Genomic DNA, 23,267 nt, shown 5'->3' with positions numbered 1-23,267 from the left:
ACCGTCACGCCGCCCGATCCGGCGCGCGCCGCCGCCCGGCGGAGACCGTGAGCGGAAAGACTTTGGCCGGGTTCAGGATCCAGCCCGCATCGAACACGTCCTTCACATCCATCTGCGCGGCCAGATCGTCAGGCCGATACTGCACCTCCATCAGGTCGCGCTTCTCGATGCCCACGCCATGCTCGCCCGTCAGGCAGCCGCCGACCTCGACGCAGAGCTTGAGGATCTCGGCGCCGAATTGCTCGCAGAGCTCCAACTGCCCCTCCTCATTGGCGTTAAACAGGATCAGCGGGTGCATGTTGCCATCGCCCGCGTGGAACACGTTCGCGACCTCCAGCCCGAACTCCTCGCTCATCTCCCCGATCCGCCGCAGCACACGCGGCAGCTCGCTCACCGGGATCGTGCCGTCGAGGCACATGTAATCGTTGATCTGCCCCATCGCCCCGAAGGCGCTCTTGCGGCCCAGCCAGATGCGGGCGCTTTCGTCCGCGCTGCCGCTCTGGCGCACCTCCACCGGGTTCAACTCCTCTGCGATGCCGCAGATCAGCCCAAGCTGGTGGTCGATCTCCGCTTCCGAGCCTTCCACCTCCACGATCAGCAGCGCCTCGCAATCGGGGTAGCCCGCCCCGGCAAAGGCCTCGGTCGCGCGAATGCAAGGGCGGTCCATGAACTCGATGGCCACCGGCAGCACGCCCGCCTTGATGATGTTGGTCACGCATTGCCCAGCCACCTCGGAGCTGTCGAAGCCGATGAGCACCGGCCGCGCGCCCTCGGGCTTGGGCAAAATCCGCAGCCAGGCCTCCGTCACCACGCCCAACTGCCCCTCAGAGCCGCAGATCAGACCGAGCAGGTCGAGGCCGTTCGCATCCATCCACGGCCCGCCCAACTTGGTGATGGTCCCATCGGGCAGCACCATCGTCACGCCCAGCAGGTTGTTGGTGGTCACGCCATACTTCAGGCAATGCGCCCCGCCGGAGTTCATCGCTATATTGCCCGCAATCGCGCAGGCCAGTTGGCTCGACGGGTCGGGCGCATAGAAGAACCCATCCGCCTCCACCGCGCCGGTCACGCTCAGGTTGGTGCGCCCGGTCTGCACATGCACGTAGCGGTCGGGGTAATTTGTTTCCAGCACCTCGGCCATGCGGGCGACCCCGAGGATCACGCAATCGGCGGTGGGCAGCGCCCCGCCCGCGAGCGAGGTGCCCGCCCCTCGCGGCACCACGGGCACGCCTTCCGCGTGGCAGACCTTCAACGCCGCCGAGACCTCCTCGGTCGTCGACGGCAGCACCACGGCAAGCGGCGGGCATTTGTAGGCGGTCAGCGCGTCGCACTCGTAGGCCCGCACCTCTTCTTCCGCGTCGATCACCCCGCCGGGCAGAGCATCGCGCAGACGGGCCACGATCCGGGCCTTGCGGGCAAGAATTTGCGGGTCTGGCTTGGGCATTTCCATGGCGGCGGCACCTCCCTTGCTAAATTGGTCAGAAAATATAACCAATTTTGCCATCTGGCAACCGGCGCTGGCGCGACATAGGGTCCGCCCATGGATCTGATGCCGCTTCTTGCCCCTTTCTCCACCGCCGACGGCGTGGCCGTGGCGCTCATTCTCGGCCTCTGGGCGGTGCTCGGCTGGGTCGTGGAGCATCCGCCAGCGGGCAAGCCCTCGGTCTCGGTGCTGATGCAGGATTACCGCCGCGACTGGCTGCGTGAGCATGTTACCCGTCAGCCGCGCATCTTCGATGCCACCATCCTTGGCAACCTGCGGCAGGGCACCACCTTCTTCGCCTCCGCCTGCATGATCTCCATCGGCGGCGGGCTGGCGGTGATCGGCAACCCCGAGCAGCTCACCGGGCTGGCCGAAGACCTCTCGCTCGGCACCACCACCACGCTGGCCTTCGAGATCAAGATCGTGCTGATACTCTTCTTCCTCGCCAACGCCTTCCTCAAGTTCGTCTGGGCGCACCGGCTCTTCGGCTACTCCTCGGTGGTCATGGGCGCGATCCCGAATGACGTGGAAGACCCAGCCACCTACCCGCGCGCCGCCAAGGCCGCCGAGATCAACATCACCGCCGCCAAGAGCTTCAACCGCGGCATGCGGTCAATCTACTTCGCCCTCGGGGCGCTTGGCTGGCTGGTCGGGCCCTGGGGGCTGATGCTGGGCGCCATCGTCAGCGCCGTAGTGATCTGGCGGCGCGAGTTCTGGAGCCAGTCGCGCGTGGTGCTGATGCAGCCCGATACGGCCGCCGAGTAACCGGCCTCTCTGACGGTTTTGTGACCCGCTGTAATGCCCTGCCATGCCATCTTGCCGGCCATGCGCTGGCTCATCTTTACCCTCCTCGCCCTTCCCGCAACGGCAGATCCGGCAAAGGTCGAGGCCGTCAAGGCCGCGCCCTCCGGCGGGGCATGGCGGTTTGAGGTGACGCTCTCGCACGGCGATACCGGCTGGGACGATTACGCCAACGGCTGGCGGGTCACCAATGAGACCGGCCGCGTGCTCGGCACCCGCGAATTGCTGCATCCTCATGTCGATGAGCAGCCCTTCACCCGCAGCCTCTCCGGCGTAAAAATCCCGCAGGGGGTCAAGCGTGTCTGGATCGAAACCAGCACCCTCCCCGAGGGCTGGGGCGGCCCGCGCGTTCAGGTCGATCTTCCGTAGGTCCGCGCGAGTCCCGCCGACAGCGCGCGGGTTTTGAAACCGAGCCGGAAACGTCCCGCCCTAAGCCGCCTTCGCGCCGCGCCGCCCTTCCACCAGCCATGCACCGAGCGTCAACAAAGCCGCCAGCACGAGGAACAGCAGAGGGTTCACCAGCGGAATCACGGTAACATCCGCCGTCACATAGGCCTCGCGCGGGGTGATGCCGATCCAGCCGCGCCCGGCGGCCACGCGGCCCTCGCGCACTTCGCGAATGTCGGGCGCGCCATCTTCCAGTGGCACCACCCCGCCGCGCCGCGCGCCGATCGCGGCTTCCAGTACCGCGCCCGTGGCAATGGTCTCCTCGAACTCCTTCGGCGCCGAAGGCCCAAGCGCGACGACTGCCGTGCGCTCGCCCTCCACCAGCCGATAGAGTCCAAGGTCCGGCCCTTCGAACACGCCCTGATACAGCCCGGGCGAAACCTCTTCGAGCGGCACAACGTAAACCGAGCCATCCGGGCCGGTGACCTCCACCTCGTCGGGCGCATCGCCCAGCGTGCGGCGCGTCACCGTCATCTCCTGCCCCACCGCCTCGGCGGTCAGGCTCTCTTCTTCGAGGTCCGGCTCCTTCATCATCCAATGCGCCAGCCGCCGCAGCAGCTCGAGCTGCGGCCCGCCGCCCTCGAACCCGCGCGACCAGAGCCATGCGTGGTCGGAGGCCATCAGCGCCACACGCCCCTCGCCCTGCCGTTGCAGCACCAGCAGCGGGCGCTCCTCCAGCCCCTGCATCACCACCTGCCCCTCACCGGGGATCAGGTCCACCAGCCGGAACCAGCGGCCCCAGCCCGGCACGCCCTCCTCCTCCGAGGGATAGAGCGCCTCAAGCCCCTCGGTGACCGGGTGTTTCTCGCCCAGTTCGGTCACTTCGGGCAGGAACCCTTCCTCCATGACCCGGGCCGAAGGCGAGGCGGGCATGATGTCACCCAGCGGCGAGCGGTAGATGCTGTCGGCGCTGGCAAAATCCGGTCCCGCCGCCACCAGCACCGCCCCGCCGCGCTCCACATAGTCGCGGATGTTGTCGAGGTAGAGCGTGGGCAGGATGCCGCGCCGCTTGTAGCGGTCGAAGATGATGAGATCGAACTCGTCGATCTTCTCGATGAAGAGCTCGCGGGTCGGGAAGGCGATGAGCGACAACTCGGAAACCGGCACGCCATCCTGCTTTTCGGGCGGGCGCAGAATGGTGAAATGCACAAGGTCCACCGAAGAGTCCGACTTCAGCAGGTTGCGCCATGTCCGCTCGCCGGGGTGTGGCTCACCGCTCACCAGCAGCACCCGCAGCCGGTCTCGCACGCCGTTGATCTGCACCACGGCGGCGTTGTTCCGGTCGGTCAGCTCGCCCTCGGCGGTGGGGGTGATGAACTGGATCACGTTCTTGCCGCCGTGGCTCAGCGTCACGGGCAGCGAAAGCTCCTCGCCGACCGGCACATCATAGGTGCGCGGCTCCTCGCCATCGATGGCGATGGAAAGCGGCACCGTGGCCCCCCGCCCCGCGCCGGAGGGCAGATCGCCCTGATCCTCGATCATTAGCGTCAGCTCGATCTCTTCCCCGAGGATGCCGAAGGCGGGGGCGTTCTGCACCACAAGGCGGCGGTCCCAATCGGTGGCGTGGCCGGTCATCAACAGGTGCAACGGCGCGGGCAGATCGGGCGTGCGCTCCATGTCATGCACGCGCCCGTCCGAGATCAGGATCGCTCCAGCCACCCGTGCGCGCGGCTCTTCGGCCAGCGCCTCGGAGAGCGCCGCCATTGCGCGGGTGCCCTCGTCGCCCTCGCCATCGCCCACCACGGCCACGCGGGCCTCGGTATTGGGCATCGCGGCGATCTGCGCCAGCACCCGGCCCAGCGCGGCCTGGGTCTGCTCGGCGCGGTCCGAGAGGCCCTGCGACGAGCTTTCATCCACCACCACCAGCACGATGTCGGAGAGCGGGTTGCGCTCTTCCTGCTGCAGCGAGGGGTTGGCCAGCGCCACCAGAAGGGCCACAGCGGCGAGCGCCCGCAGCCACCAGCCCGCCAGCCCGCGCCAGATCGCCAGCGCGATGAAGAGCACCGCCAGCGCCACCGCGGCATAGAGCGCGATCCACGGCAGATGCGGGTCGAAGATGATGCTGTCTGCGTTCATTGGCCCAGCCTGTCGAGCAGGGCCGGCACGTGGACCTGGTCGCTTTTGTAGTTGCCGGTGAGCACGTGCATGATCAGGTTCACGCCAAAGCGATAGGCGATCTCACGCTGCTGCTCGCCCGCGTAGCCGCGCCCCACCGGGAACATCGCCGCGCCGTTGTTTTCAACCGCCCAAGCCGCCGCCCAGTCGTTGCCGCCGATCACCACTGGCGTCACCCCGTCATTGAGGTTGCGGAAGGGCATGCCCTCCACCACCTCGGCATCGGGCGGCGCCGCCTCGACCCAGACATCCCGGCTCGCCCAGCGGCCGGGGAAATCCTGCAACAGGTAGAAGGTGCGGGTGAGCACGTGATCCATCGGGATCGGCTCGAGCGGCGGAATGTCGAGCGGGCGGGCCAGCTCCTGCAGCTTGCGGCCCTCGGGCGTGCCCGCGCCAAAGCCGCCGATATCGGCATCGCGGGTGTCGAACAGGATCATCCCGCCGGTGCGCAGGTAGCGGTTCAGCTTGGAATAGGCTTCTTCCGAAGGGATCGGCTGGTTCGGGTTCACCGGCCAGTAGAGGAAGGGGAAGAAGGCGAGCTCATCGGTCTCGAGGTTCACCGCAATCGGCTCGGCAGGCTCGATGGAGGTGCGGCGGAAGAGCGTGTCGGAGAGGCCGCGCAGCCCGGCCTGGGCCACCTCGTCGAGCCGCGTGTCACCGGTGACGACATGGGCCAGCACAACTTCGGTGGTCGCCTCTAGCGCCAGCAGGTCAAGGTCTTCTTCTTGCGCCTGCGCACCGTCCGGCGCTGCGGCCAAGAGCGCAGCGATGAGCAGCGCCCCCGCCGCAGACGAGCCCCGCGCCACGCCCTTGGCACGCGGCGCGATGAGGCGGCCGCCAAGCCAGAGCGATGCGAGAATATCCAGTGCCAGCGCCACCAGCGCGGCGGTCAGCACAAAGCCCTTCAGCGCGGTCTCCCGGCTCACGGCCAGCCCCTCCACCGGCACCCGCGCGGGCCAGCTCACCGGCTCCAGCACGGCCTCGCTGCCCAGCACGTTGAGCGCGATCAGCCGGTCCTCGCCGGCATAGAGCCCGGGCCGAAGCTCCGGCCCGATGGGCGCCTCACCGGCCAGAGCGGCGCCAAGGTCGGCGCCCTCCACACCCGGCAATGTGCCTGCATCCTGCACCCCGCCGAAACCATCCAGCACGCGTTCCGGCGTCCAGACGGTGCCTTCCAGCTCACTCGCCTCCGGGCTTGCGGGCCGAGTCGAGATCGCCAGCCGTTCCAGCATCTGCACGAAGAGGCCCGAGAGCGGCAGAGAGGACCACTCGGCATTGGCGGTCACGTGAAAGAGCACCACGCTCCCCTGCCCCACCCGCTTGCGGGTGACCAGCGGCGTGCCATCGGCCAGCGAAGCAATCACCCGCTCGGCCAGCTCCGGATCCGGCTGGGCCATCACCTGCGCGGTCACGGTCACATCGTCGGGCAGCGCGAGGCCGTAGAAGGGCGAGGCCTCGGGGAAGGGCCGCAGCGCCTTCGGCTCGCCCCAGCTCATCGCGCCGCCCACCGAGCGCCCGCCTTCGCGCAGGCGCACCGGCATCAGCGGGTCTTCATCGCGGCGGCTCACATCGGAGGCGGCCAGTTGCGGCCCGGCGAAACGCAGCAGCATCCCGCCCTCCTCCACCCACGCCAGCAGGTCGTCCTTCTCGGCCTGCGGCAGGTCGGCCACATCGGCAAAAACGATCGCGTCGGGGTTGGCCAGCAGAATGTCGGGCAGCGTGCCCTCCACGAGGTCGGCGGTCGGCTCCAGCGCGCGCTCAAGGTAATGCAGAGGCGAGAGCAGCTCCAGCCCCTCGCGGTCTTCACGGCCCGCGATCAGGGCCACCTCGCGGCGGCGCAACCCATCGTCGGTCAGCGTCACCGCACCAGCCCCCCGCGCGGCCTGAAGCTCGAACCGGGTGATCCGGTTGCGCAACTCGGCGGGCAGCACGAGCGCCACTTCGGCCTCGGTCGCCTGCGGTTCAAACGCGGCCTCGGCCCGCGCCAGCACCCGCTCAGTGCCCGAGGGGTCGCGGCCATAGGCCAGCACCGTGGCGGTCTGCGCGGCGGTCTCATCGGGCCGCAGCACCGTCAGCCGCACCTGCCCGTCTTCGAACCGCGCGGGGCGCAGGCCGAGCGGGCGGCGCGGGCTTTCGAACACCGTCACCGGGCCTTTCTCTTCGAGCGCGGCCAGCACCTCGTCGCGGCCCTCGTGGGCCAGCCCGTCAGAGAGCCAATAGGTCTCGAAGCTGCCCTCGACACTTTCGGCCCAGTCCACCGCCGCTCCGCTCTCGGGCGGCCAGGCCGTGGGCTCCAGCCCGGCAAGGCGCGGGCCCCAGGCGGCGGCGGCCAGCATCGGCAGTTCTCCCGGCGCGGGCAACGCGGTGAGCGAGACCACGGCCACCGGCCGGTCGGTTGCGGCGGCATCGGCCAGCAGCCCCTCGATCCGGGCCATCCGCCCGGGCCAGTCGCGGGCATCGGCCCAGCCACCGTCGAGTGCGATCAGCAACGGGCCGGTGCCCTCGCGGCGCTCCTCGGGGTTCAGCACCGGGCCGGCAAAGCCGATGATGATCGCGGCCACTGCGAGCATCCGCAGCAGCAGCAGCCACCACGGGGTGCGGTCGGTCTGGCTGTCTTCATCCTCCAGCCCCAGCAGCAGCGCCACGCCGGGAAAGCGGCGGCGGATCGGCGCGGGCGGCACGGCGCGCAGCAGCAGCCAGAGCAGCGGCAGCACAACGAGCGCCCAGAGCAGCAGCGGCGCGGTAAAGCCTATGGGACCGATCGCAAACATCAGCGGCCATGCTCCAATGCGCCGTAGAGCCAGAGCAGCGCGCCCTGCGCCGGGGTGTCGGTGTGATGGGTCGAGAACTGCCAGCCGGTGGTGCGGGCCAGTTGCTCCAGCCGGTCCTTGCGGGCGGCCAGACGGTCGAGGTAGCGGGCACGCAGATCACCGGCCTTGCGGGTCTCATGCGCGAGGCTGCCGCCCATGCTCTCGAAAATCGTGCGCCCGTCGAAGGGGAACTCCTCTTCCTGCGGGTCGAGCACCATCAGCAGGGTGCCGCGCACGCCCCGATCGGCGGCGCGGGCAAGGGCGTTTTCGGCGGCATCGATCTCACCCATGAAGTCGCTCAGAAACACCGCGCGGGAATGCAGCGGCAGGGTATCCCCCCTCGGCGCACCATAATCGGGGCCGGGCAAGTTTTGCTCCTCGGCCTCCATCGCGCCGCCCAGCGCATCGGCGATGCGGATCAGTTGCAGCGGGCCGGAACGCGGCGGCTGGTCGAGCCGGGCAAGCCCCACGCGCTCGCCACCGCGCACCAGAAGCACGGCAATCGCGAGGCTCAGCAGCCTTGCGCGTTCAGCCTTGGTCGGCCGTTTGCCCGGCGCGCCGGAAAAGCGCATCGACATCGCCTCGTCGCACCAGAGCATGACCGATTGCGCTGCCTGCCACTCCTTCTCACGTACGAAGTGCTGATCGGACTTGGCCGAGCGGCGCCAGTCGATGCTGCGCGCCTCGTCGCCCACCGCCAGCGGGCGGTATTGCCAGAACTCATCACCCATGCCGCTGCGGCGGCGCCCGTGGGCGCCCAGTAGCACGGTCTGGGCCAGATGCTCGGCATCGGCCAAAAGCGGGGGCAGCGCGGCGGCCAGCCCCTCGGCCTTGGAGCGCAGCCCGCGCCCGACGCCGGCATGAAGAGCAACTGGACCGGCGTCGCTCAAGCGGCAGCCTCCACGCGGGTCACGGTTTCGGCGACCGCGCGGATCACGGCGGAAAGTTCCTCACCCCGCGCACGGGCCGCGAAAGAGAGCGCCATGCGGTGGGTCAGCACCGGGGCGGCCATCGCCAGCACATCCTCGGCGGAGGGCACGAGGCGGCCCTCCAGAAGGGCGCGGGCCCGCACGGTCATCATCAGAGCCTGCGCGGCACGCGGGCCGGGGCCCCAACTGACCGAGCGCTGCACCTGCTCGGGCGCGGTCGGATCATCGGGGCGGCAGGCGCGCACCAGATCGAGGATCAGCTCGACCACGCTATCGCCGACCGGCATCCGCCGCAGCAGCGCCTGCGCGGCGATCAGTTCTTCGGCGCTGAAGATCTGGTGGCTCTGCGCCTCCTCCGAACCAGTGGTGGCTAGGATGATGTCGCGCTCGGTATCGCGGTCAGGATATTCTACGTCGATTTGCACGAGGAAGCGGTCGAGCTGCGCCTCGGGGAGCGGATAGGTGCCCTCCTGCTCAATCGGGTTCTGCGTGGCGAGCACATGGAAGGGCTTGTCGAGCGTCCGGTGCTGTCCGCCCACGGTGACCTCCTTCTCCTGCATCGCCTGAAGCAGGGCCGACTGGGTCCGCGGCGAGGCGCGGTTGATCTCGTCGGCCATCAGAAGCTGGCAGAAGATCGGCCCCTCGATGAACCGGAAGGCGCGGGTGCCGTCCTCAGCCGTCTCCAGCACCTCGGAGCCGAGGATATCGGCAGGCATCAGATCGGGGGTGAACTGGATACGGCTGCCATTCAGGCCCATCACCGTGGAGAGCGTGTCGACCAGCCGGGTCTTGCCGAGACCGGGAAGGCCGATCAGCAGCCCGTGCCCGCCGCAGACCAGCGAGGAGAGAACGAGGTCCACCACCTTCTCCTGCCCGATGAACCGGCGGCTGATGGAGGCCCTCGCCTGCCCCAGCTTTTCGGCCAGCGCCTCGATTTCTGGCACGAGGCCCGCGTCGTCGGACATGACATTTCTCCTTGGTCGGCTAGGTTATGGCCCAGTAAGCCATCTATCGCATGTGAGACCAATGGCGAAATCGAAGGCCAGACAAGATATTGTGACCCCGGACGCAGGAAGCCTCGAATCCGCGGCCCGCAGTGCTGCCAAAAAGGGCGGCCTGCCGCCCGTTCACCTGTGGAACCCCGACTTTTGCGGCGACCTCGACATGCGGATCGCCCGCGATGGCACATGGTTCTACCTCGGCACGCCCATCGGCCGCCCCGAGCTGGTGCGGCTGTTCTCGACCATCCTCAAGAAGGAGGGAGAAGATTACTTTCTCGTTACCCCGGTCGAGAAAGTCGGCATCACGGTCGATGACGCCCCCTTCGTGGCGGTGGATTTCACCGCAGAGGGCGCGGGCGAGGACCAGCTACTGCGGTTCGAGACCAACGTAGGCGATGTGACAGAGGCCGGGGAGGAAAACCCGATTCGCGTGGAGCGCGACCCGGAGACCGGCGAGCCCTCGCCCTACGTGCACGTGCGCGCCGGGCTGGAGGCACTGATCGACCGCAAGAGCTTTTATCGGCTGGTCGAGATCGGCAGCACGGTGGACGGCTGGTTCGGCCTCTGGTCCGGCGGGCAGTTCTTCCGCATCATTCCGGCCAGCGAGCTGCCGTGACTCCTGCCAAATTGTGCGCCTTGCGGCGCATTCCTTTTGTTTGGGTGGATATTTTCAGCAAGAAAATGAACAGGATGCGCAAAACCTGCGGGCCACTGACGGGCTCCTGACAGGTAGCTGTCAGGAGGGGGCTGCGATGATGGAGCATCGAAACCCTTCTGAGGATGCCTGCCATGACCGACACGATGATTAACCCCGCCGATACCAAGAGCCTGCCCAAGGATGCGCTTGTCTGGTGCGAGATCCCGGTGCGCGATCTCGATGCCGCCATCAGCTACTACGGCAAGGTGCTGGGCAACCCGCTCACCAAGGATGAGAGCGGCCCCAACCCGATGGCCATGTTGCCGGTGAAATCGCCGATGGATGGCACCGCCGGCCACCTCTACCCCGGCACCCCGGCCAGCGACGGCGATGGCGTGACCGTGCATCTGGCCGTGGCCTCGCTCGAGCCCGCGCTGGAGCGGGTGATGGAGGCCGGCGGGCGGGTGCTGCCGGGCATTATCCCCATTCCTTCCGGGCGGTTTGCCTATACGGTCGACCCCGATGGCAACTCCATCGGGTTGTTCGAGTTCAACAAGGCTGAGTGATGCGCCGCGCTGATCGCCTCTTCCAGATCGTCCAGCTGCTCCGAGGGGGGCGGCTGGTCACTGCGCGGATGCTGGCCGAACGGCTGGAGGTGTCCGAGCGCACCATCTACCGCGACATTGCCGATCTGCAGGGCTCCGGCGTGCCGATCGAGGGCGAGGCAGGCGTGGGCTACCTGATGCGCGCGGGCTTCGACCTGCCGCCGCTGATGTTCAACCGCTCCGAGATCGTGGCGCTGGTGGCCGGGGCGCGGCTGATCCGGGCCTGGGGCGGGCTGGAGATGGCCGAGGCCGCCGAGGAAGCGCTGGTGAAGATCGCCGCCGTGCTGCCCGAGGCCGAGCGCGATAAGGCGGCTGGCCTGCAGATTCACGCCTTTTCAATGCCTTACCTCATGGATGACGACACGCGGCGGCGTCTCGACGGGATCGAGCGGGCGGTCGATGCGCGCGAGCGGCTGGTGCTGGATTACGGCGATGCCGAGGGCGCGCAGACCGCACGGGTGGTGCGGCCCCTGAGCCTGATTTTCTGGGGCCGGACCTGGACGCTGATTGGCTGGTGCGAGTTGCGCGACGATTTCCGGATGTTCCGGGTGGACCGGGTGAAAGGCATGGAAACGGGCGAGCGGTTCAGGATCGAACCGGGCAAGAGCCTGCAGGATTTCTACCGGCAGGAACGGCACCGCGGCGGGTTCGACGCGCGGCGCGAGGGCGCCTGCTAGCGCTTCAGCCGCAGGGTCTTGCGGCGCGGGGCGCGCGGCTCCGGCGGGGTCGCATTGAGCTCGCGCCACGCACCGGGGGCGAGGTCTTCCAACGCCCAAGGGCCGATCTGCGCCCGGATCAGCCGCAGGGTCGGATGGCCCACCGCCGCCGTCATCCGCCGCACCTGCCGGTTGCGCCCCTCGCGGATGGTGAGCGAAAGCCATGTGTCGGGCGCCTTGCGAATGCGCACCGGCGGGTCGCGCTCCCACAGCCCGTCCGGCGGCGCGATCACCGCCACCTCGGCGCGCTTGGTGGGGCCGTCCTTCAGCGTCACGCCCATCTTCAGCGCCTCCAGAGCGGCAGCATCCGGCGTGCCCTCGACCAGCACCCAATAGGTCTTGGCCATCTTGAACTTCGGAGACGAAATCCGGGCCTGCAGCTTGCCGTCATCGGTGAGCAGCAGCAGCCCCTCGCTGTCGCGATCAAGCCTGCCCGCCGGGTACACGCCCTTGGGCAGCCCAAGCCCGGAAAGCCCCTGCCATTTGCCCTCGTCGGTGAATTGCGAGAGCAGGTTCATCGGTTTGTTGAGGGCGAGAAGCATGGGCGTTTATGCAGGCTCATCGAGAGTTGGGACAAGTCCCGACCTACCGATCAATGCGCCTCCGCCCAGCTGTCGCCCTGCCCGGCGTCCACCTCCAGCGGCACGTCGAGATGCACTGCCGGATCGGCGGCGCCTTCCATGACCCGCTTCACCACCGCGATGGTCTCCTCCACCGCGCCTTCCTCGACCTCGAAGATCAACTCGTCGTGGACCTGCAGCAGCATCTTCGCGGGCAACCCTTCGATCGCCTTCGGCATCCGGACCATCGCGCGGCGGATCACATCGGCCGCCGTGCCCTGAATCGGCGCGTTGATCGCCGCGCGCTTGGCGAAGCCCGCGCCCGGCCCCTTTGCGTTGATCTCCGGCGTATGGATCTTGCGGCCGAAGAGGGTTTGCACGAAGCCGTTTTCCTTGGCGAAGCCCACGGTCTCGTCCATGTATTTCCGAATGCCGGGGAAGCGCTCGAAATACCGGTCGATGAAGGCCTGCGCCTCGGCGCGGGGGATGCGCAGGTTGCGGGCAAGGCCGAAGCCGCTAATCCCGTAGATCACCCCGAAGTTGATCGCCTTGGCCTGACGGCGGATATCCGGCGTCATCTCCTCCAGCGGCACATCGAACATCTCCGACGCCGTCATCGCGTGAATGTCCTGCCCCTCGCGGAACGCCTCCTTCAGCGCGTCGATCCCGGCGATATGGGCGAGGATGCGCAGCTCGATCTGCGAATAGTCGAGCGATACCAGCTTGTTGCCCTTCTCCGCCACGAAGGCCTCGCGGATGCGGCGGCCTTCCTCGCTGCGCACCGGGATGTTCTGCAGGTTGGGGTCGGTCGAAGCCAGCCGCCCAGTGTTGGCGCCGGTGATCGCATAGCTGGTGTGCACCCGGCCCGTCTCGGCATTGATATGCGTCTGCAGCGCATCGGTGTAGGTGCTCTTCAGCTTCGAAAGTTGCCGCCAGTCCAGCACCCGCGCGGGCAGATCATGCTCCGTGGCCAGATCCTCCAGCACATCTGCGGGGGTGGAATACTTGCCCGTCTTTCCCTTCTTGCCGCCCTCCAGCCCCATCTTCTCGAAGAGGATCTCGCCAAGCTGCGCCGGGGAGCCGACATTGAAGCTCTCGCCCGCCAGCTCATGAATCTCGGCCTCCAGCCCGGCCATCTTCTGGGCGAAGGCGTTGGACATGCGGCTCAGCGTATCCCGGTCCACCTTCACGCCGTGGCGCTCCATCTGGGCCAGCACCGGCACCAGCGGGCGCTCCAGCGTTTCGTAGACCGTCGTCACCTTGGCGCGGTGCAGCCGCGGCTTGAAGGTCTGCCAGAGCCGCAGGGTGATGTCGGCATCCTCGGCGGCATATTTTACTGCCTCCTCCAGCGGCACCTTGTCGAAGGTGATCGCGCTCTTGCCCGAGCCGATCAGCTCCTTGATCGGGATCGGATTGTGCCCGAGATAGCGCTCCGAAAGCGCATCCATCCCGTGGCCGTGCAGCCCGCCATGCATGGCATAGCTGAGCAGCATGGTGTCGTCGAAGGGGGCCACCTCCACGCCGTAGCGGTGGAAGATCTTGGCGTCATACTTGATGTTCTGGCCGATCTTCAGGATCTGCGGGTCTTCCAGCATCGGCTTCAGCGCCGCCAGCGCCTCCTCCAGCGGCAATTGCCCCTCGGCCAGCGTGTCATCGGCAAAGAGGTCGTCACCGGTGCCCTGTACGTGAGCGAGCGGAATGTAGCAGGCCTCGCCCGGGGTGACCGAGAGCGAGATGCCCACCAGATCGGCGGTCATCTCATCGAGGCCGGTCGTCTCGGTATCCACGGCCACGTGCCCCGCATTGGCCACGCGCATCAGCCAGTCGTCCAGCGCTTTGCGGGTGGCGACATGCTCGTATTTGCCGTGGTCGAAGGGAATTTCGGAGGCCGTCGGGTCCGGCATGTCCGAGGCCTCGGCGCCGTCGCTACCACCGGCGCTACCCGGCGTGTCGTCGATCACCGGCGCCTCGACCTGGAACTGCTCCGCCACCCGCTTGGCCAGCGTGCGGAACTCCATCTCCGCGAGGAAGGCCAGCAGCGCCTCCGGGTCCGGGTCTTTCACCTCCAGATCGTCGAGGGTGAAGTCGAGCGGGGTATTGCAATCGAGCTGAACCAACCGCCGTGAAATGCGGATCAGCTCGGCATTCTCCTGCAGACTCTCGCGGCGCTTGGGCTGCTTGATCTCGTCGGCCCGCTCCAGCAGCGTATCGAGATCGCCGTATTCGTTGATCAGCAGTGCCGCCGTCTTGATGCCGATGCCGGGCGCGCCCGGCACGTTGTCCACACTGTCGCCCGCCAGCGCCTGCACGTCGACCACCCGCTCGGGTTTGACCCCGAACTTTTCGATCACGCCCTCTTCGTCAATCCGCTTGTTCTTCATCGCGTCCAGCATCTCGACGCCGCCGCCGACCAGCTGCATCAGGTCCTTGTCGGAGCTGATGATCGTCACCCGCCCACCGGCCTCGCGGGCCTGGCACGACAGGGTCGCGATGATGTCATCGGCCTCGTATCCCTCGATCTCCTCGCAGGCCACGTTGAAGGCGCGGGTCGCCTCGCGGGTCAGCGGGAATTGCGGCACAAGGTCTTCCGGCGCGGGTGGGCGGTTGGCCTTGTACTGGTCATAAATCTCGTTGCGGAACGATTTGCCCGAGTAGTCGAAGATCACCGCCGCATGGGTCGGCGCATCGGGGCCTGTGTTGGCCTCGATGTACTTGTGCAGCATGTTGCAGAACCCCGCGACCGCGCCAATCGGCAGCCCGTCCGACTTGCGGGTGAGCGGCGGCAGCGCGTGATAGGCGCGGAAGATGAAGGCCGATCCGTCGATCAGGTGAAGGTGGCAGCCCTTGCCAAAAGCCATTGTGTGCGCCTCCCGTATGCGTTGCGGTTTACATGCCACGGGCGGCGCGCGGGGGCCAGCGGGTTGCTGACAGCTTCGGCCCTCAACCGTGCCACCAGAGCGAGAGGGTCACCGCGTAGGGCGTGGGCGTCCAAGCGCCTGCGGGGTGGCCCGCGGAACGCAGCGCGTCGGTGATCCAGGTGTTGCAGGTGCGCAGGAGGTGGAAGCGCCCGCGCGCCGCAAAGAACGCGTCCGTATCGCTGAAGCCCGCTCCCTCCACGACCGGGCCGCTGCGGCTGGCGACGATGAAGGCGAGCAGCGCGCGATACTGCCCGGGCGACAGGCTCAGGCGTGGGTAGTCCAGCGACGCCGGGAGAGGGCCATAGACCTCGAAGCGAAGTACCGAAGTATCGCCAGTGGCGGCCCTCAGCACGGTGGAGGCCGCCACATCGGCATAGCTGCCTGCCGTGGTGTAGAACCCGGCGGAGCCCCACCCGACGAGCACATGCGCCACGCCGGGCGCGTCGATGGGCACGCCGCCCTCCGCCGCGAAGGCGAGCGCTGCGCGGGTCTCTGGCGTGGCGGGCAGGATGAAGTCGTAATGGATCGGCCCGGCAATCAGCCCAATCTCAACCGGCGCGCCCTCGCCCGGCGCGACCTCGAACACCCGGCCCGGAATGAGCCCACCGAGCGCCGCTGCGGCGAGGTAGAGCAGCACCGCAACAAGCGGCCAGATCAGCGCATGTTTCACCATACGCCCGAACCGTCTCATACCGCGTGTTCTCCATGGCGCTATCCGTCGGGCAAAGGTGCCACGGCGGAACGGCAGAGCCAATCGACAAAAGGCCTGCGCCCGCTAGGGCGCGCGATTGCTCAGCAGTCACACCGCCGATTGCGCGGCGTGCATGAAGACGGCAATGAAGAAGATGATCGAGGCGGCGGCGACAAAGAGGTGCCAGATCGCGTTATGAAACCGCATCCGCCCCAGCAGCAAAAACAGCGTGCCTGCCGAGTAGAGCCCGCCGCCCACCGCCATCAGCACGATCACAGGGGTGGAAGTGACGGCCAGCAGATCCTGCCCGCCAAAGAGCACCGCCCAGCCCATGCCGAGGCAAAGCCCGATGCCCACCGCCGTCGGGCGGCGCGGCAGGGCGAAGTTGGCCACCGTGCCCACCACCGCCAGCACCCAGATGAACACCAGCAGCCCCTGCCCCGCCCCGGCCAGCAGGGCGAAAGGCGTGTAGGTGCCCGCGATCTTGAGGTAGATGGCCGATTGGTCGAAACGCAGCAGCATGGCCCGCCACTCGGGGCGCGGCAGGTGGTTGTAGAGCAGCGAACAGGTGAGCATAGCGATCAGCGTCGCACCATAGACCGAGACACCCACGATCCCCATCGCATCGCCGCGCCAGACGGCCGTGAGGGTGATCAGCACCGGCACCGCACCCACCGCCAGCGCAAGGGCGGCGAGGTGAACGATCGCATCCGTCAACAGCTCTGCCCGACTGTAGGGGCGGGAGGCGTGAGGCAGGATCGCAGGGTCTGTGGCGTGAATCATGGTTCAAACCTATGCCCCCGGCTCGCCCCTGCAACAATAATTCGCCACCCCTAAGAAAACGTGACCGCCAAAACGAAGCGGCCGCCCCCTCTTCGGGAGCGGCCGCTCGAAACTTCATCAAGGCGCGGATCAGTGCAGCTTGGCACCGGCCTCTTCGATGGCGCTATCGATCAGCTTGTTGGCCTCGGTCGCGCCCATCTGCTTGGCGATCACGTCACCGGCAGCGGCCACGGCCACCTGCACGGCGCGGTCGCGCACGGAGCGGACGGCAGCCGCCTCGGCAGAGGCGATCTGGTCATCGGCAGCCGCAAGACGGCGGGCGATGGATTTTTCCAGATCGGCCTTGGCCACGTCAGCGGCGATCTTCGCCTCTTCCTTGGCATGGGCCACGATGCGCTCGGCCTGCTCGGCCACTTCGGCCTGCTTGCGCTCGAAGCTGGCCAGAACGGTCTGAGCCTCTTCGCGCAGGGCACGGGCCTCTTCAAGCTCGGTGCGGATCGCGTCGGAGCGCTTGTCGAGCATGCCAGCGATCATCGAGGGCACCTTGAAGAACAGGAGCACGCCGATGAACAGCACGAAGGCGACGAGCACAACGAAGTTGGTGTTGCGCAGCGAGAAGAACGGGCCGGATGCGGCCAGCGCCGGGCTGGCAGCGAGGGTCACGGCGGCGGTAGTGAGCCAGTAACGCAGGTTCATCACGAGGCTCCTTTCAGCCGGGCTTCCACGGCATCGGTCACCGCCTTGGCGTCGGCCTTGCCACCGAGCGCCGCGACGATCTCACCGGCGGTCTCCTTGGCAACGGCTTCCACGTTGGCCATGGCCCCTTCGCGGATTTCGCTGATCGCCTTTTCCGCCTCGGCGGTGCGGGCGGCAATCTCGGCATCGGCCTTGGCGATTGCAGCGTCCACGTCCTTCTGGACTTCGGCCTTGGCTTCGGCAGCGATGGCCTGCGCCTCGGAGCGGGCATCAGCCAGCGCCTTCTCATAGGCCTTCTCGGCCTCGGCGGCCTTCATCTTGAATTCTTCTGCCGCAGCGATGTCATTGGTGATCGTGCCAGAGCGCTCGGCCAGAACCGCGGCGATGCGCGGCAGGGCGATACGGCTCAGCACGAAGTAGATCGCGGCGAGCGTGACGAGGAGCCAGAAGATCTGGTTCGGGAACCAGTCAAAGCATAGCTGCGGCATGCCGATGGCACCGCCATCGGGCCCGACACAGCGACCGGCCGCTTCGAGGTCGGCTGGGCTGACGTGCTCGGCTACAGAGTTTTCAGTTGCCATGGGCTCTCTCCGGAAACCTTTCAGGGACACCGGGGGACGCGGATCGCTGCCCCCCGGCCGTAAGGATCAGAAGGTTTGCCTCAGACGGCGAACATCAGCAGAAGCGCGACGAGGAACGAGAAGATCCCCAGGGCTTCGGCGAATGCGATGCCGATGAACATGGTGGCCGTCTGGCCGCCGGCGGCGGAGGGGTTGCGCAGAGCGCCGCTGAGGAAGTTGCCCACAACATTGCCCACACCGATGGCAGCGCCGCCCATGCCCACAGAGGCAAGGCCTGCACCGATGAAAGCACCCATTTGAACGATATCGCCTTCCATGTCGAATTCTCCTTACGTTGGAATTGGCTAGAAACTTGGTCCTGTGCCCCGGCTCAGTGTGCCGGGTGCAGCGCGTCCTTCAGGTACACGCAGGTCAGGATGGTGAACACATAGGCCTGGATGAAGGCCACGAGCAGCTCGAGCGCGTAGATCGCGGTAATCGCCAGGATCGACAGCGGCGTGACCGCGATGCCGACGGCAGAAAACAGGACCAGCGGCGCGAAGGCTGCAAAGACTTTGATCACGGCGTGACCGGCCATCATGTTGCCCATCAGACGGATGGAGTGGCTGACGGGACGCACGAAGTAGGAGATCACCTCGATCAGCGCGAGGATCGGCCGCAGCGCCAGCGGCGCGGAGGAGACCCAGAAGAGCTCAAGGAAGTGCGCGCCGTTCTTCACGAAGCCGATCACGGTGACCGAGATGAAGACGAAAAGCGCCAGCACGACCGTCACAGCGAGGTGCGAGGTGGTGGTGAAGGCACCGGGCAGCAGGCCCAGCATGTTCGCCAGCAGGATGAACATGAACAGCGTCATGATGTAGGGGAAGTACTTCAGCCCGTCCTTGCCGCTGACATCCTCGATCATCTTGTGCACGAGGCCATAGGCCATTTCGGCGATCGACTGGCTGCGCGAAGGGATCACCGCACGGCGGCGTGTGCCGATCACGAGCAGCAGGATCACGGCGAGAACGGTGAGCGCCATCCAGAGCGTCACGTTCGTTGGGGTGTACCACGCCACCGGCCCGTCTCCGAAGAGCGGCTTGACCATGAACTGGTCCATCGGGTGGAATGCGAGGCTGTCCTCTGCGCCGTGGGCTTCAGTCGCCATCTTCGTCCCTCTTCTCGTCCTCTGCCCGCGCTTTCGGGGCGTTTTGAAACTCTGCTGCCGTGCGCATCATCACGCGGACACCGGCGGCAAAGCCCAGCAATGTGAACACCACCAGGAAGAGGGGCAGCGTGCCGAACAGCACGTCGAGCCCATACCCGACAGCAACGCCGATCCCGAGGCCCGAGACCAGCTCGATCACCATCCGCCAGCCCTGCGAGGCGGCGTGGTAGTGATCGTCCTTCGGAGGGGGCGGCGCGTATTTGGCTTTATGCGCCGCGAGCTTAGCGTCCAGCTCGTCAAGTCGCTGCTCGTCACCCGAGCCGGCCATGCAAATGCCCCCTTCGACAGTTGCGCGGAAATTAGGGAGCGGGGCGGGCAGAGTCAATTGCGTGTTAATCCGGGTAAGATGCTGAAATTGCTTCGATTTGCCAAACCGCCGCAGGCTTGATCGCGGGCGATTGGCCCCATTTCCGGCCCCGCAGCATATTCAACCAGATGGTTGACGATCCCTTGCCCGGGCCCTATCGCCGCGCAATGGCACCCCGCGTCAAACCCTCGCTCGATACGGTCTTCGCCGCCCTCGCCGACCCCACCCGGCGGGCGATCCTCGCCATGCTGCTGGAGGACGACATGGCCGTCACCGATGTGGCCGACCCCTTCGAGATGAGCCTCGCCGCGATCTCCAAGCACCTCACCATCCTCGCCAGCGCCGGGTTGATCACCCAAGAGAAGCGCGGGCGGGTGAAGTGGTGCAAGCTGGAGCCCGACGCCATGAAGGGCGCCTCCGTCTGGATGCAGGGCTTCGGCCAGTTCGAGCCGGTCAACCTCGACGCCTTCGAGCGGTTTCTGGGCGAGGAACTGCGGATGGAGGAAGAGGAATAGGGGCAGGCTTGCCGACTGCACAGCATGCGCATAGATTATGCGCATAGGAGGCGTACATGGAGTCTGCACGCAAAGCCACCAACCTCTCCCTCGACGCGGCACTGCTCGCCGAGGCCCGCGCGCTCGGCGTCAACCTCAGCAGAGCCGCTGAAGATGGCCTCAGCCGAGCGGTGCAATCTCTCAAGGAAGAGGCTTGGAAGCGCGAGAACGCAAAGGCGATATCGGCCGCCAACGACTGGGTCGAGGAAAACGGCCTGCCGCTCGCGCATCACCGCATGTTCTGATGGCCCGCTTCGATGTCTACCGGGGAGATACCGGCAGCACGCTCCTGCTCGACATACAGTCCGACCTTCTGAGTGGTCTGAACACCCGGCTGGTCGTACCGCTCCTGCCCGCAGACAACGCCCCACCGCCGATCCGCTACCTCAATCCGCTGTTTGAGGTGAAAGGCGAAAGATATCTGATGGCAACCCAGCTCATGGCCGCCGTGCCGCAACGCATTCTCTCCGCGCCCATCGCCTCGCTCTCCGAAAGCGCCGACGAGATCACCCGCGCAACGGACACATTGATGCAGGGGGTTTGACCCGGATCAAAAACTGCCCGGATCAAAATCCTCTTTCAGATGGGTCAGGATCGATTGCACCTTGGCCGTGCGGTGCAGGTCCACGTGGGTCACAAGCCACACCGTGGCCGTCCACTCTTCCCGCGTCGGCATCATCTGCACCAGATCGGGCGCGCGCTCACCCACGTCCACCGGCAAGAAGCCCACGCCCGCCCCGGCCCGGATCGCATCCACCACAGAGCGCTGCGCCGAGGCGCGGTAGCTGATGCAGCGGTCGGGCACCATGTCGTGCAGCCAACGATAGAACGGCGCCCGGCTCTCGCGGTCGTCTTCGCTGACAAACCGGTGCCGCGCCATGTCGCCCTCGTCGAGCGCGCCCATCTCTTCCACGTAATCCTGCGTGGCATAGAGCGCGTGGCTCAGTTCGAAGAACTTCTGCACCACGTTGTCGGGCTGGTCGGGCCGCTTGCCCGCGCGAATGGCCACATGGGCCTCGCCATATTCCAGCCGGAACAGCCGCTCGTCGGTCATGAAGCGCAGCACCACCTGCGGGTTCGCCCGCGAGTAGCGCGCCAGCGTGGCCGACAGCGAGGGTGAGAGCGAGGGGATCGAGGTCACGATCAGCTCGCCGGTCACCTCCTCGCCCCGACCCTTGATCCGGCCCGCTAGCTGGCTGAACTGGTCGTCGGTCGCCTTGGCCACCTGCAACAGGTCCAGCCCGGCCTCAGTGGCGGTGTAGCCCCGCGCGTGGCGCTGAAAGAGCTTTGTGCCGAGCCGCTGTTCCAGCGCGTCGATGTGGCGGATCACCGTGGCATGGTGCACGCCCAGCGCATCCGCCGCGCCAGAGACGGTGCCGACCCGCGCCACGTGGTAAGCCGTGCGCACCTCGTCCCAGGCATCAAGGCTGTTCATCCGTCGACCTCCGGCCGAAAATTGTTCACCATCCAACATAGAGACACGACCTTCCTGTTTTCTGTGCGCCAGCGCAAGGGGCGGACACCAAAATGTGTTCTGAACCGTTCAGTATAGATTAGCATCTCTGACGCCCGCCGCAAGAAGCCTCGCCGCATTTTCCCCAGGCTCAAGCCAGATCCTGCCAAACCGCTCAAATGTGAGGCCGCGTGAACGGCGCTCGGGGGTGATACGCACCAGCCGCCGGTTTTCGTCGCAAGCATCCCAAACTTCCTGCACAGCATTGACGGCGGCACCTTGACCTTGCGTCCCACGCGGGCGGTAATGGCTGCATGGGAGAGGACACCCAAGCATGACAGCGCGCGGCCCCCGGCTCACCCTGCGCCCCCACCCGGCGCCGCAGCCTTGGGCGGTGTGGCTCTCGGTCGCAGGCGGCGCTCTGGTGCTCGCCGGGGCGCTCACCCCGCTGCCGCTCTGGCTCGGCGCGTCGGGCATCCTGCTGGTGCTCCCCCTGCTCTGGCACCTCCGCCCCGCCCCCTTCACGGTGATCGACCGTGCCGCTGGCCGGGTCGAGGAGCGCAGCGCGCTCGGCCGCCTGCGCCATTCCACACCCTTTAGCCGGATCGAGGGCGTCACCTGCGACCGTGTCAGCCTGCCCTCCCGCACCCCGGACAGCACCGACCTCACAATCCACCGCACACTCCTGCTCACCGGAGACGCGCCCATCGCGCTGCGCGGCTTCGGCGCGCCCGGCCCGGCGCGAGACCTGCGGGCCGAGGTTGAGGCCTGGCTCGCGGCGGGCGCCCGGCCATCCGCCGACCCCGCCGAATGAGGCAGAAGGAGCGCACCGCCGACAGGCTCGTGCTGCGCGCCAGCGGTGTCTGGCCCGGGCTGATCCTGCTCGCCCTCGCCCTGCTCTGCCTCGGCTTCGCCCTGGCCGATATCCTCACCGAGCGCGGCGAGAACGGCGGCTGGTTCGTGCTGCCGGTGGGCCTCGTTCTGGCTCCGCTCGCCGTCCTGCTCCTGCTCAGCCCGGTCGAATACGTGCTCAACCGCACCGATGGCACCCTGCTCCATATTCGCCGCGGCCCGTGGGAGCGTGTGCTGAAACGCCACGAGGTGCCGGGCCTGCACCGCGCCTCCGCCTCAAAGATCGCGCGCCGCTCCGGGCCGGGCGGCTCCACGTGGCGGATGCAGCTGCTCTCCGAGGGCCGCCCCGTCACTCTGCAAGCGGCCGGCTCGCGCCGCAGCGCCGAGCGCCTCGCCACACGAGTGAACGACTGGCTCGGGGCAGAGCGGTAAAAACCCTGACTGAAACCCCCGAGCTATTGGTGCTGCAACAAGGCGCAGGCCGGGCGCCGCTGGTGATCTTTCTCATCACCCTCGCGGTGCTGCTCGCCGGCTTCATCCTCATCGCCCTCGCCCCCTCCAGCGGCGTGCCCCTGCTGCTCGCCCCCGGCGGCGCACTGCTGGTGCTCTTCGCCCTCGTGTGGAGCTACATCCTCGCCGTGGCCACCCACACCACCGAGATCAGCTTCGACCGGCGCAGCGACACCGTGACCTTCCGCCACCGCGCCGTGCTGCGGGCGCGGCACGAGACCCTGCCGCTGGCGCAGGTCATCGGCGTTGCCGTCGAACGCACCGAGCGCCGCTTTCGCCAGAAAGACCCGGCCACCGGCAAGCGCCGCATGGTCACCGATGTCGCCTTCCGCCCCACCCTGCTCACCCCCGCCGGGCCGCACCCGCTGCTGACCACCTACACCAACCAGCCCACCGCCACGGAGCCCGCCCGCGCCGTGCTGCGCTGGCTGCTGCAAGACCCTACGGCAGAGCCCACGATGGTTGACTCAAGCCCACCGCAGGCGTAAAGCCGCCCCAAATCTCCGGGAGTCTCCAACGCTTCCGGTCCTGCGGCCACCAGGATCGCCCCCCGTCAGCGAGTTTCGCCCACGGGGGCATCTGTGCATTGAAGGTTGCGTTTCGAGCCGTCC

At 67.3% G+C, this 23,267-nt stretch carries 26 protein-coding genes; 11 read left to right on the top strand and 15 right to left on the bottom strand.

Going from position 1 to position 23,267, the window contains the following annotated elements:
* Positions 1–4: 4 nt before the first annotated feature.
* Complete coding sequence (locus tag KUV38_RS00570; protein WP_222468191.1) at positions 5–1,450, bottom strand: FAD-linked oxidase C-terminal domain-containing protein; 1,446 nt, start codon at positions 1,448–1,450, stop codon at positions 5–7.
* Between the two features lie 90 nt (positions 1,451–1,540).
* On the opposite strand from KUV38_RS00570, the gene KUV38_RS00565 reads away from it, so the two are divergent.
* Both KUV38_RS00565 and KUV38_RS00560 read left to right on the top strand, forming a co-directional pair.
* Positions 1,541–2,248, top strand: a complete 708-nt coding sequence (locus tag KUV38_RS00565; RefSeq protein ID WP_222468190.1) for a DUF599 domain-containing protein — start codon at positions 1,541–1,543, stop codon at positions 2,246–2,248.
* 60 nt (positions 2,249–2,308) lie between these two features.
* Entirely contained in the window at positions 2,309–2,653 is a 345-nt protein-coding gene (locus KUV38_RS00560; protein WP_222468189.1) for a hypothetical protein, read from the top strand.
* Between the two features lie 60 nt (positions 2,654–2,713).
* Here KUV38_RS00560 and KUV38_RS00555 read toward each other — a convergent pair whose 3' ends face one another.
* Genes KUV38_RS00555 through KUV38_RS00540 form a run of 4 tightly spaced genes read right to left on the bottom strand, consistent with a single transcriptional unit; the run spans position 2,714 to position 9,550 of the window.
* Positions 2,714–4,807 carry a hypothetical protein gene (locus KUV38_RS00555; RefSeq protein WP_222468188.1) on the bottom strand — a complete coding sequence of 698 codons (2,094 nt, stop codon included), beginning with the start codon at positions 4,805–4,807 and terminating at the stop codon, positions 2,714–2,716.
* A complete protein-coding gene (locus tag KUV38_RS00550; protein ID WP_222468187.1) occupies positions 4,804–7,617 on the bottom strand; it encodes a DUF4159 domain-containing protein in 2,814 nt (937 codons plus the stop codon). The genes KUV38_RS00555 and KUV38_RS00550 overlap by 4 nt, the downstream gene beginning before the upstream one ends.
* The gene (locus KUV38_RS00545; RefSeq protein ID WP_261385107.1) at positions 7,617–8,546 is read right to left on the bottom strand and encodes a DUF58 domain-containing protein; all 930 of its coding nucleotides are present in this window, start codon (positions 8,544–8,546) and stop codon (positions 7,617–7,619) included. The genes KUV38_RS00550 and KUV38_RS00545 overlap by 1 nt, the downstream gene beginning before the upstream one ends.
* Complete coding sequence (locus tag KUV38_RS00540) at positions 8,543–9,550, bottom strand: AAA family ATPase (protein WP_222468186.1); 1,008 nt, start codon at positions 9,548–9,550, stop codon at positions 8,543–8,545. Before KUV38_RS00540 ends, KUV38_RS00545 begins: the two co-directional genes overlap by 4 nt.
* A gap of 61 nt (positions 9,551–9,611) precedes the next feature.
* Here KUV38_RS00540 and KUV38_RS00535 point away from each other — a divergent pair, with 61 nt between their 5' ends.
* The 3 genes from KUV38_RS00535 (at position 9,612) to KUV38_RS00525 (ending at position 11,505) form a co-directional block, all read left to right on the top strand.
* Positions 9,612–10,202, top strand: a complete 591-nt coding sequence (locus tag KUV38_RS00535; RefSeq protein ID WP_222468185.1) for a DUF1285 domain-containing protein — start codon at positions 9,612–9,614, stop codon at positions 10,200–10,202.
* 173 nt (positions 10,203–10,375) lie between these two features.
* Complete coding sequence (locus KUV38_RS00530) at positions 10,376–10,789, top strand: VOC family protein (RefSeq protein ID WP_261385106.1); 414 nt, start codon at positions 10,376–10,378, stop codon at positions 10,787–10,789.
* The gene (locus KUV38_RS00525) at positions 10,789–11,505 is read left to right on the top strand and encodes a helix-turn-helix transcriptional regulator (protein ID WP_222468184.1); all 717 of its coding nucleotides are present in this window, start codon (positions 10,789–10,791) and stop codon (positions 11,503–11,505) included. The genes KUV38_RS00530 and KUV38_RS00525 overlap by 1 nt, the downstream gene beginning before the upstream one ends.
* Here KUV38_RS00525 and KUV38_RS00520 read toward each other — a convergent pair.
* The 9 genes from KUV38_RS00520 to KUV38_RS00480 form a co-directional block, all read right to left on the bottom strand.
* On the bottom strand, positions 11,502–12,086 hold the full coding sequence (locus KUV38_RS00520; RefSeq protein WP_222468183.1) for a pseudouridine synthase: 585 nt from the start codon (positions 12,084–12,086) through the stop codon (positions 11,502–11,504). The genes KUV38_RS00525 and KUV38_RS00520 overlap by 4 nt on opposite strands.
* Before the next feature lie 50 nt (positions 12,087–12,136).
* Positions 12,137–14,962, bottom strand: coding sequence for a DNA polymerase I (gene polA / locus KUV38_RS00515; protein WP_222468182.1), 2,826 nt, complete (start codon positions 14,960–14,962; stop codon positions 12,137–12,139).
* A gap of 82 nt (positions 14,963–15,044) precedes the next feature.
* Positions 15,045–15,713: a TIGR02117 family protein gene (locus KUV38_RS00510; protein ID WP_222468181.1), complete on the bottom strand. Its 669-nt coding sequence runs from the start codon at positions 15,711–15,713 to the stop codon at positions 15,045–15,047.
* 108 nt (positions 15,714–15,821) lie between these two features.
* Positions 15,822–16,496, bottom strand: coding sequence for a PAQR family membrane homeostasis protein TrhA (gene trhA, locus KUV38_RS00505; RefSeq protein WP_222468180.1), 675 nt, complete (start codon positions 16,494–16,496; stop codon positions 15,822–15,824).
* Between the two features lie 129 nt (positions 16,497–16,625).
* Positions 16,626–17,192 (bottom strand): F0F1 ATP synthase subunit B, encoded by a 567-nt coding sequence (locus KUV38_RS00500; protein ID WP_222468179.1) that lies wholly within the window; start codon positions 17,190–17,192, stop codon positions 16,626–16,628.
* Positions 17,192–17,773, bottom strand: a complete 582-nt coding sequence (locus KUV38_RS00495) for a F0F1 ATP synthase subunit B' (protein WP_222468178.1) — start codon at positions 17,771–17,773, stop codon at positions 17,192–17,194. Before KUV38_RS00495 ends, KUV38_RS00500 begins: the two co-directional genes overlap by 1 nt.
* 80 nt (positions 17,774–17,853) lie before the next feature.
* The gene (locus KUV38_RS00490) at positions 17,854–18,090 is read right to left on the bottom strand and encodes a F0F1 ATP synthase subunit C (protein ID WP_140015448.1); all 237 of its coding nucleotides are present in this window, start codon (positions 18,088–18,090) and stop codon (positions 17,854–17,856) included.
* A gap of 53 nt (positions 18,091–18,143) precedes the next feature.
* On the bottom strand, positions 18,144–18,920 hold the full coding sequence (locus KUV38_RS00485) for a F0F1 ATP synthase subunit A (RefSeq protein WP_222468177.1): 777 nt from the start codon (positions 18,918–18,920) through the stop codon (positions 18,144–18,146).
* On the bottom strand, positions 18,910–19,248 hold the full coding sequence (locus tag KUV38_RS00480) for an AtpZ/AtpI family protein (RefSeq protein ID WP_222468176.1): 339 nt from the start codon (positions 19,246–19,248) through the stop codon (positions 18,910–18,912). The genes KUV38_RS00485 and KUV38_RS00480 overlap by 11 nt, the downstream gene beginning before the upstream one ends.
* 206 nt (positions 19,249–19,454) lie before the next feature.
* Between KUV38_RS00480 and KUV38_RS00475 the strand changes: the two genes are divergently transcribed.
* The 3 genes from KUV38_RS00475 to KUV38_RS00465 are packed head-to-tail and all read left to right on the top strand — an operon-like array spanning position 19,455 to position 20,385.
* On the top strand, positions 19,455–19,802 hold the full coding sequence (locus KUV38_RS00475) for an ArsR/SmtB family transcription factor (RefSeq protein WP_222468175.1): 348 nt from the start codon (positions 19,455–19,457) through the stop codon (positions 19,800–19,802).
* 56 nt (positions 19,803–19,858) lie between these two features.
* Positions 19,859–20,086 carry a type II toxin-antitoxin system CcdA family antitoxin gene (locus KUV38_RS00470; protein ID WP_222468174.1) on the top strand — a complete coding sequence of 76 codons (228 nt, stop codon included), beginning with the start codon at positions 19,859–19,861 and terminating at the stop codon, positions 20,084–20,086.
* Complete coding sequence (locus KUV38_RS00465) at positions 20,086–20,385, top strand: CcdB family protein (protein ID WP_222468173.1); 300 nt, start codon at positions 20,086–20,088, stop codon at positions 20,383–20,385. Before KUV38_RS00470 ends, KUV38_RS00465 begins: the two co-directional genes overlap by 1 nt.
* 6 nt (positions 20,386–20,391) lie before the next feature.
* Here KUV38_RS00465 and KUV38_RS00460 read toward each other — a convergent pair whose 3' ends face one another.
* Positions 20,392–21,276, bottom strand: a complete 885-nt coding sequence (locus tag KUV38_RS00460) for a LysR family transcriptional regulator (RefSeq protein ID WP_222468172.1) — start codon at positions 21,274–21,276, stop codon at positions 20,392–20,394.
* 352 nt (positions 21,277–21,628) lie between these two features.
* Between KUV38_RS00460 and KUV38_RS00455 the strand changes: the two genes are divergently transcribed.
* From KUV38_RS00455 to KUV38_RS00445, 3 genes are all read left to right on the top strand, one after another.
* Complete coding sequence (locus tag KUV38_RS00455; RefSeq protein ID WP_222468171.1) at positions 21,629–22,108, top strand: hypothetical protein; 480 nt, start codon at positions 21,629–21,631, stop codon at positions 22,106–22,108.
* Positions 22,105–22,578, top strand: coding sequence for a hypothetical protein (locus tag KUV38_RS00450; RefSeq protein WP_222468170.1), 474 nt, complete (start codon positions 22,105–22,107; stop codon positions 22,576–22,578). Before KUV38_RS00455 ends, KUV38_RS00450 begins: the two co-directional genes overlap by 4 nt.
* 62 nt (positions 22,579–22,640) lie before the next feature.
* Entirely contained in the window at positions 22,641–23,144 is a 504-nt protein-coding gene (locus tag KUV38_RS00445) for a hypothetical protein (RefSeq protein WP_222468169.1), read from the top strand.
* Positions 23,145–23,267 lie beyond the last annotated feature (123 nt).

Source organism: Vannielia litorea, assembly GCF_019801175.1.
In the GTDB taxonomy this organism is placed as follows: Bacteria; Pseudomonadota; Alphaproteobacteria; order Rhodobacterales; family Rhodobacteraceae; genus Vannielia; species Vannielia litorea_B.
The sequence above is the reverse complement of the archived record's forward strand: the minus strand, read 5'-3'. Positions and strand labels throughout refer to the sequence as shown.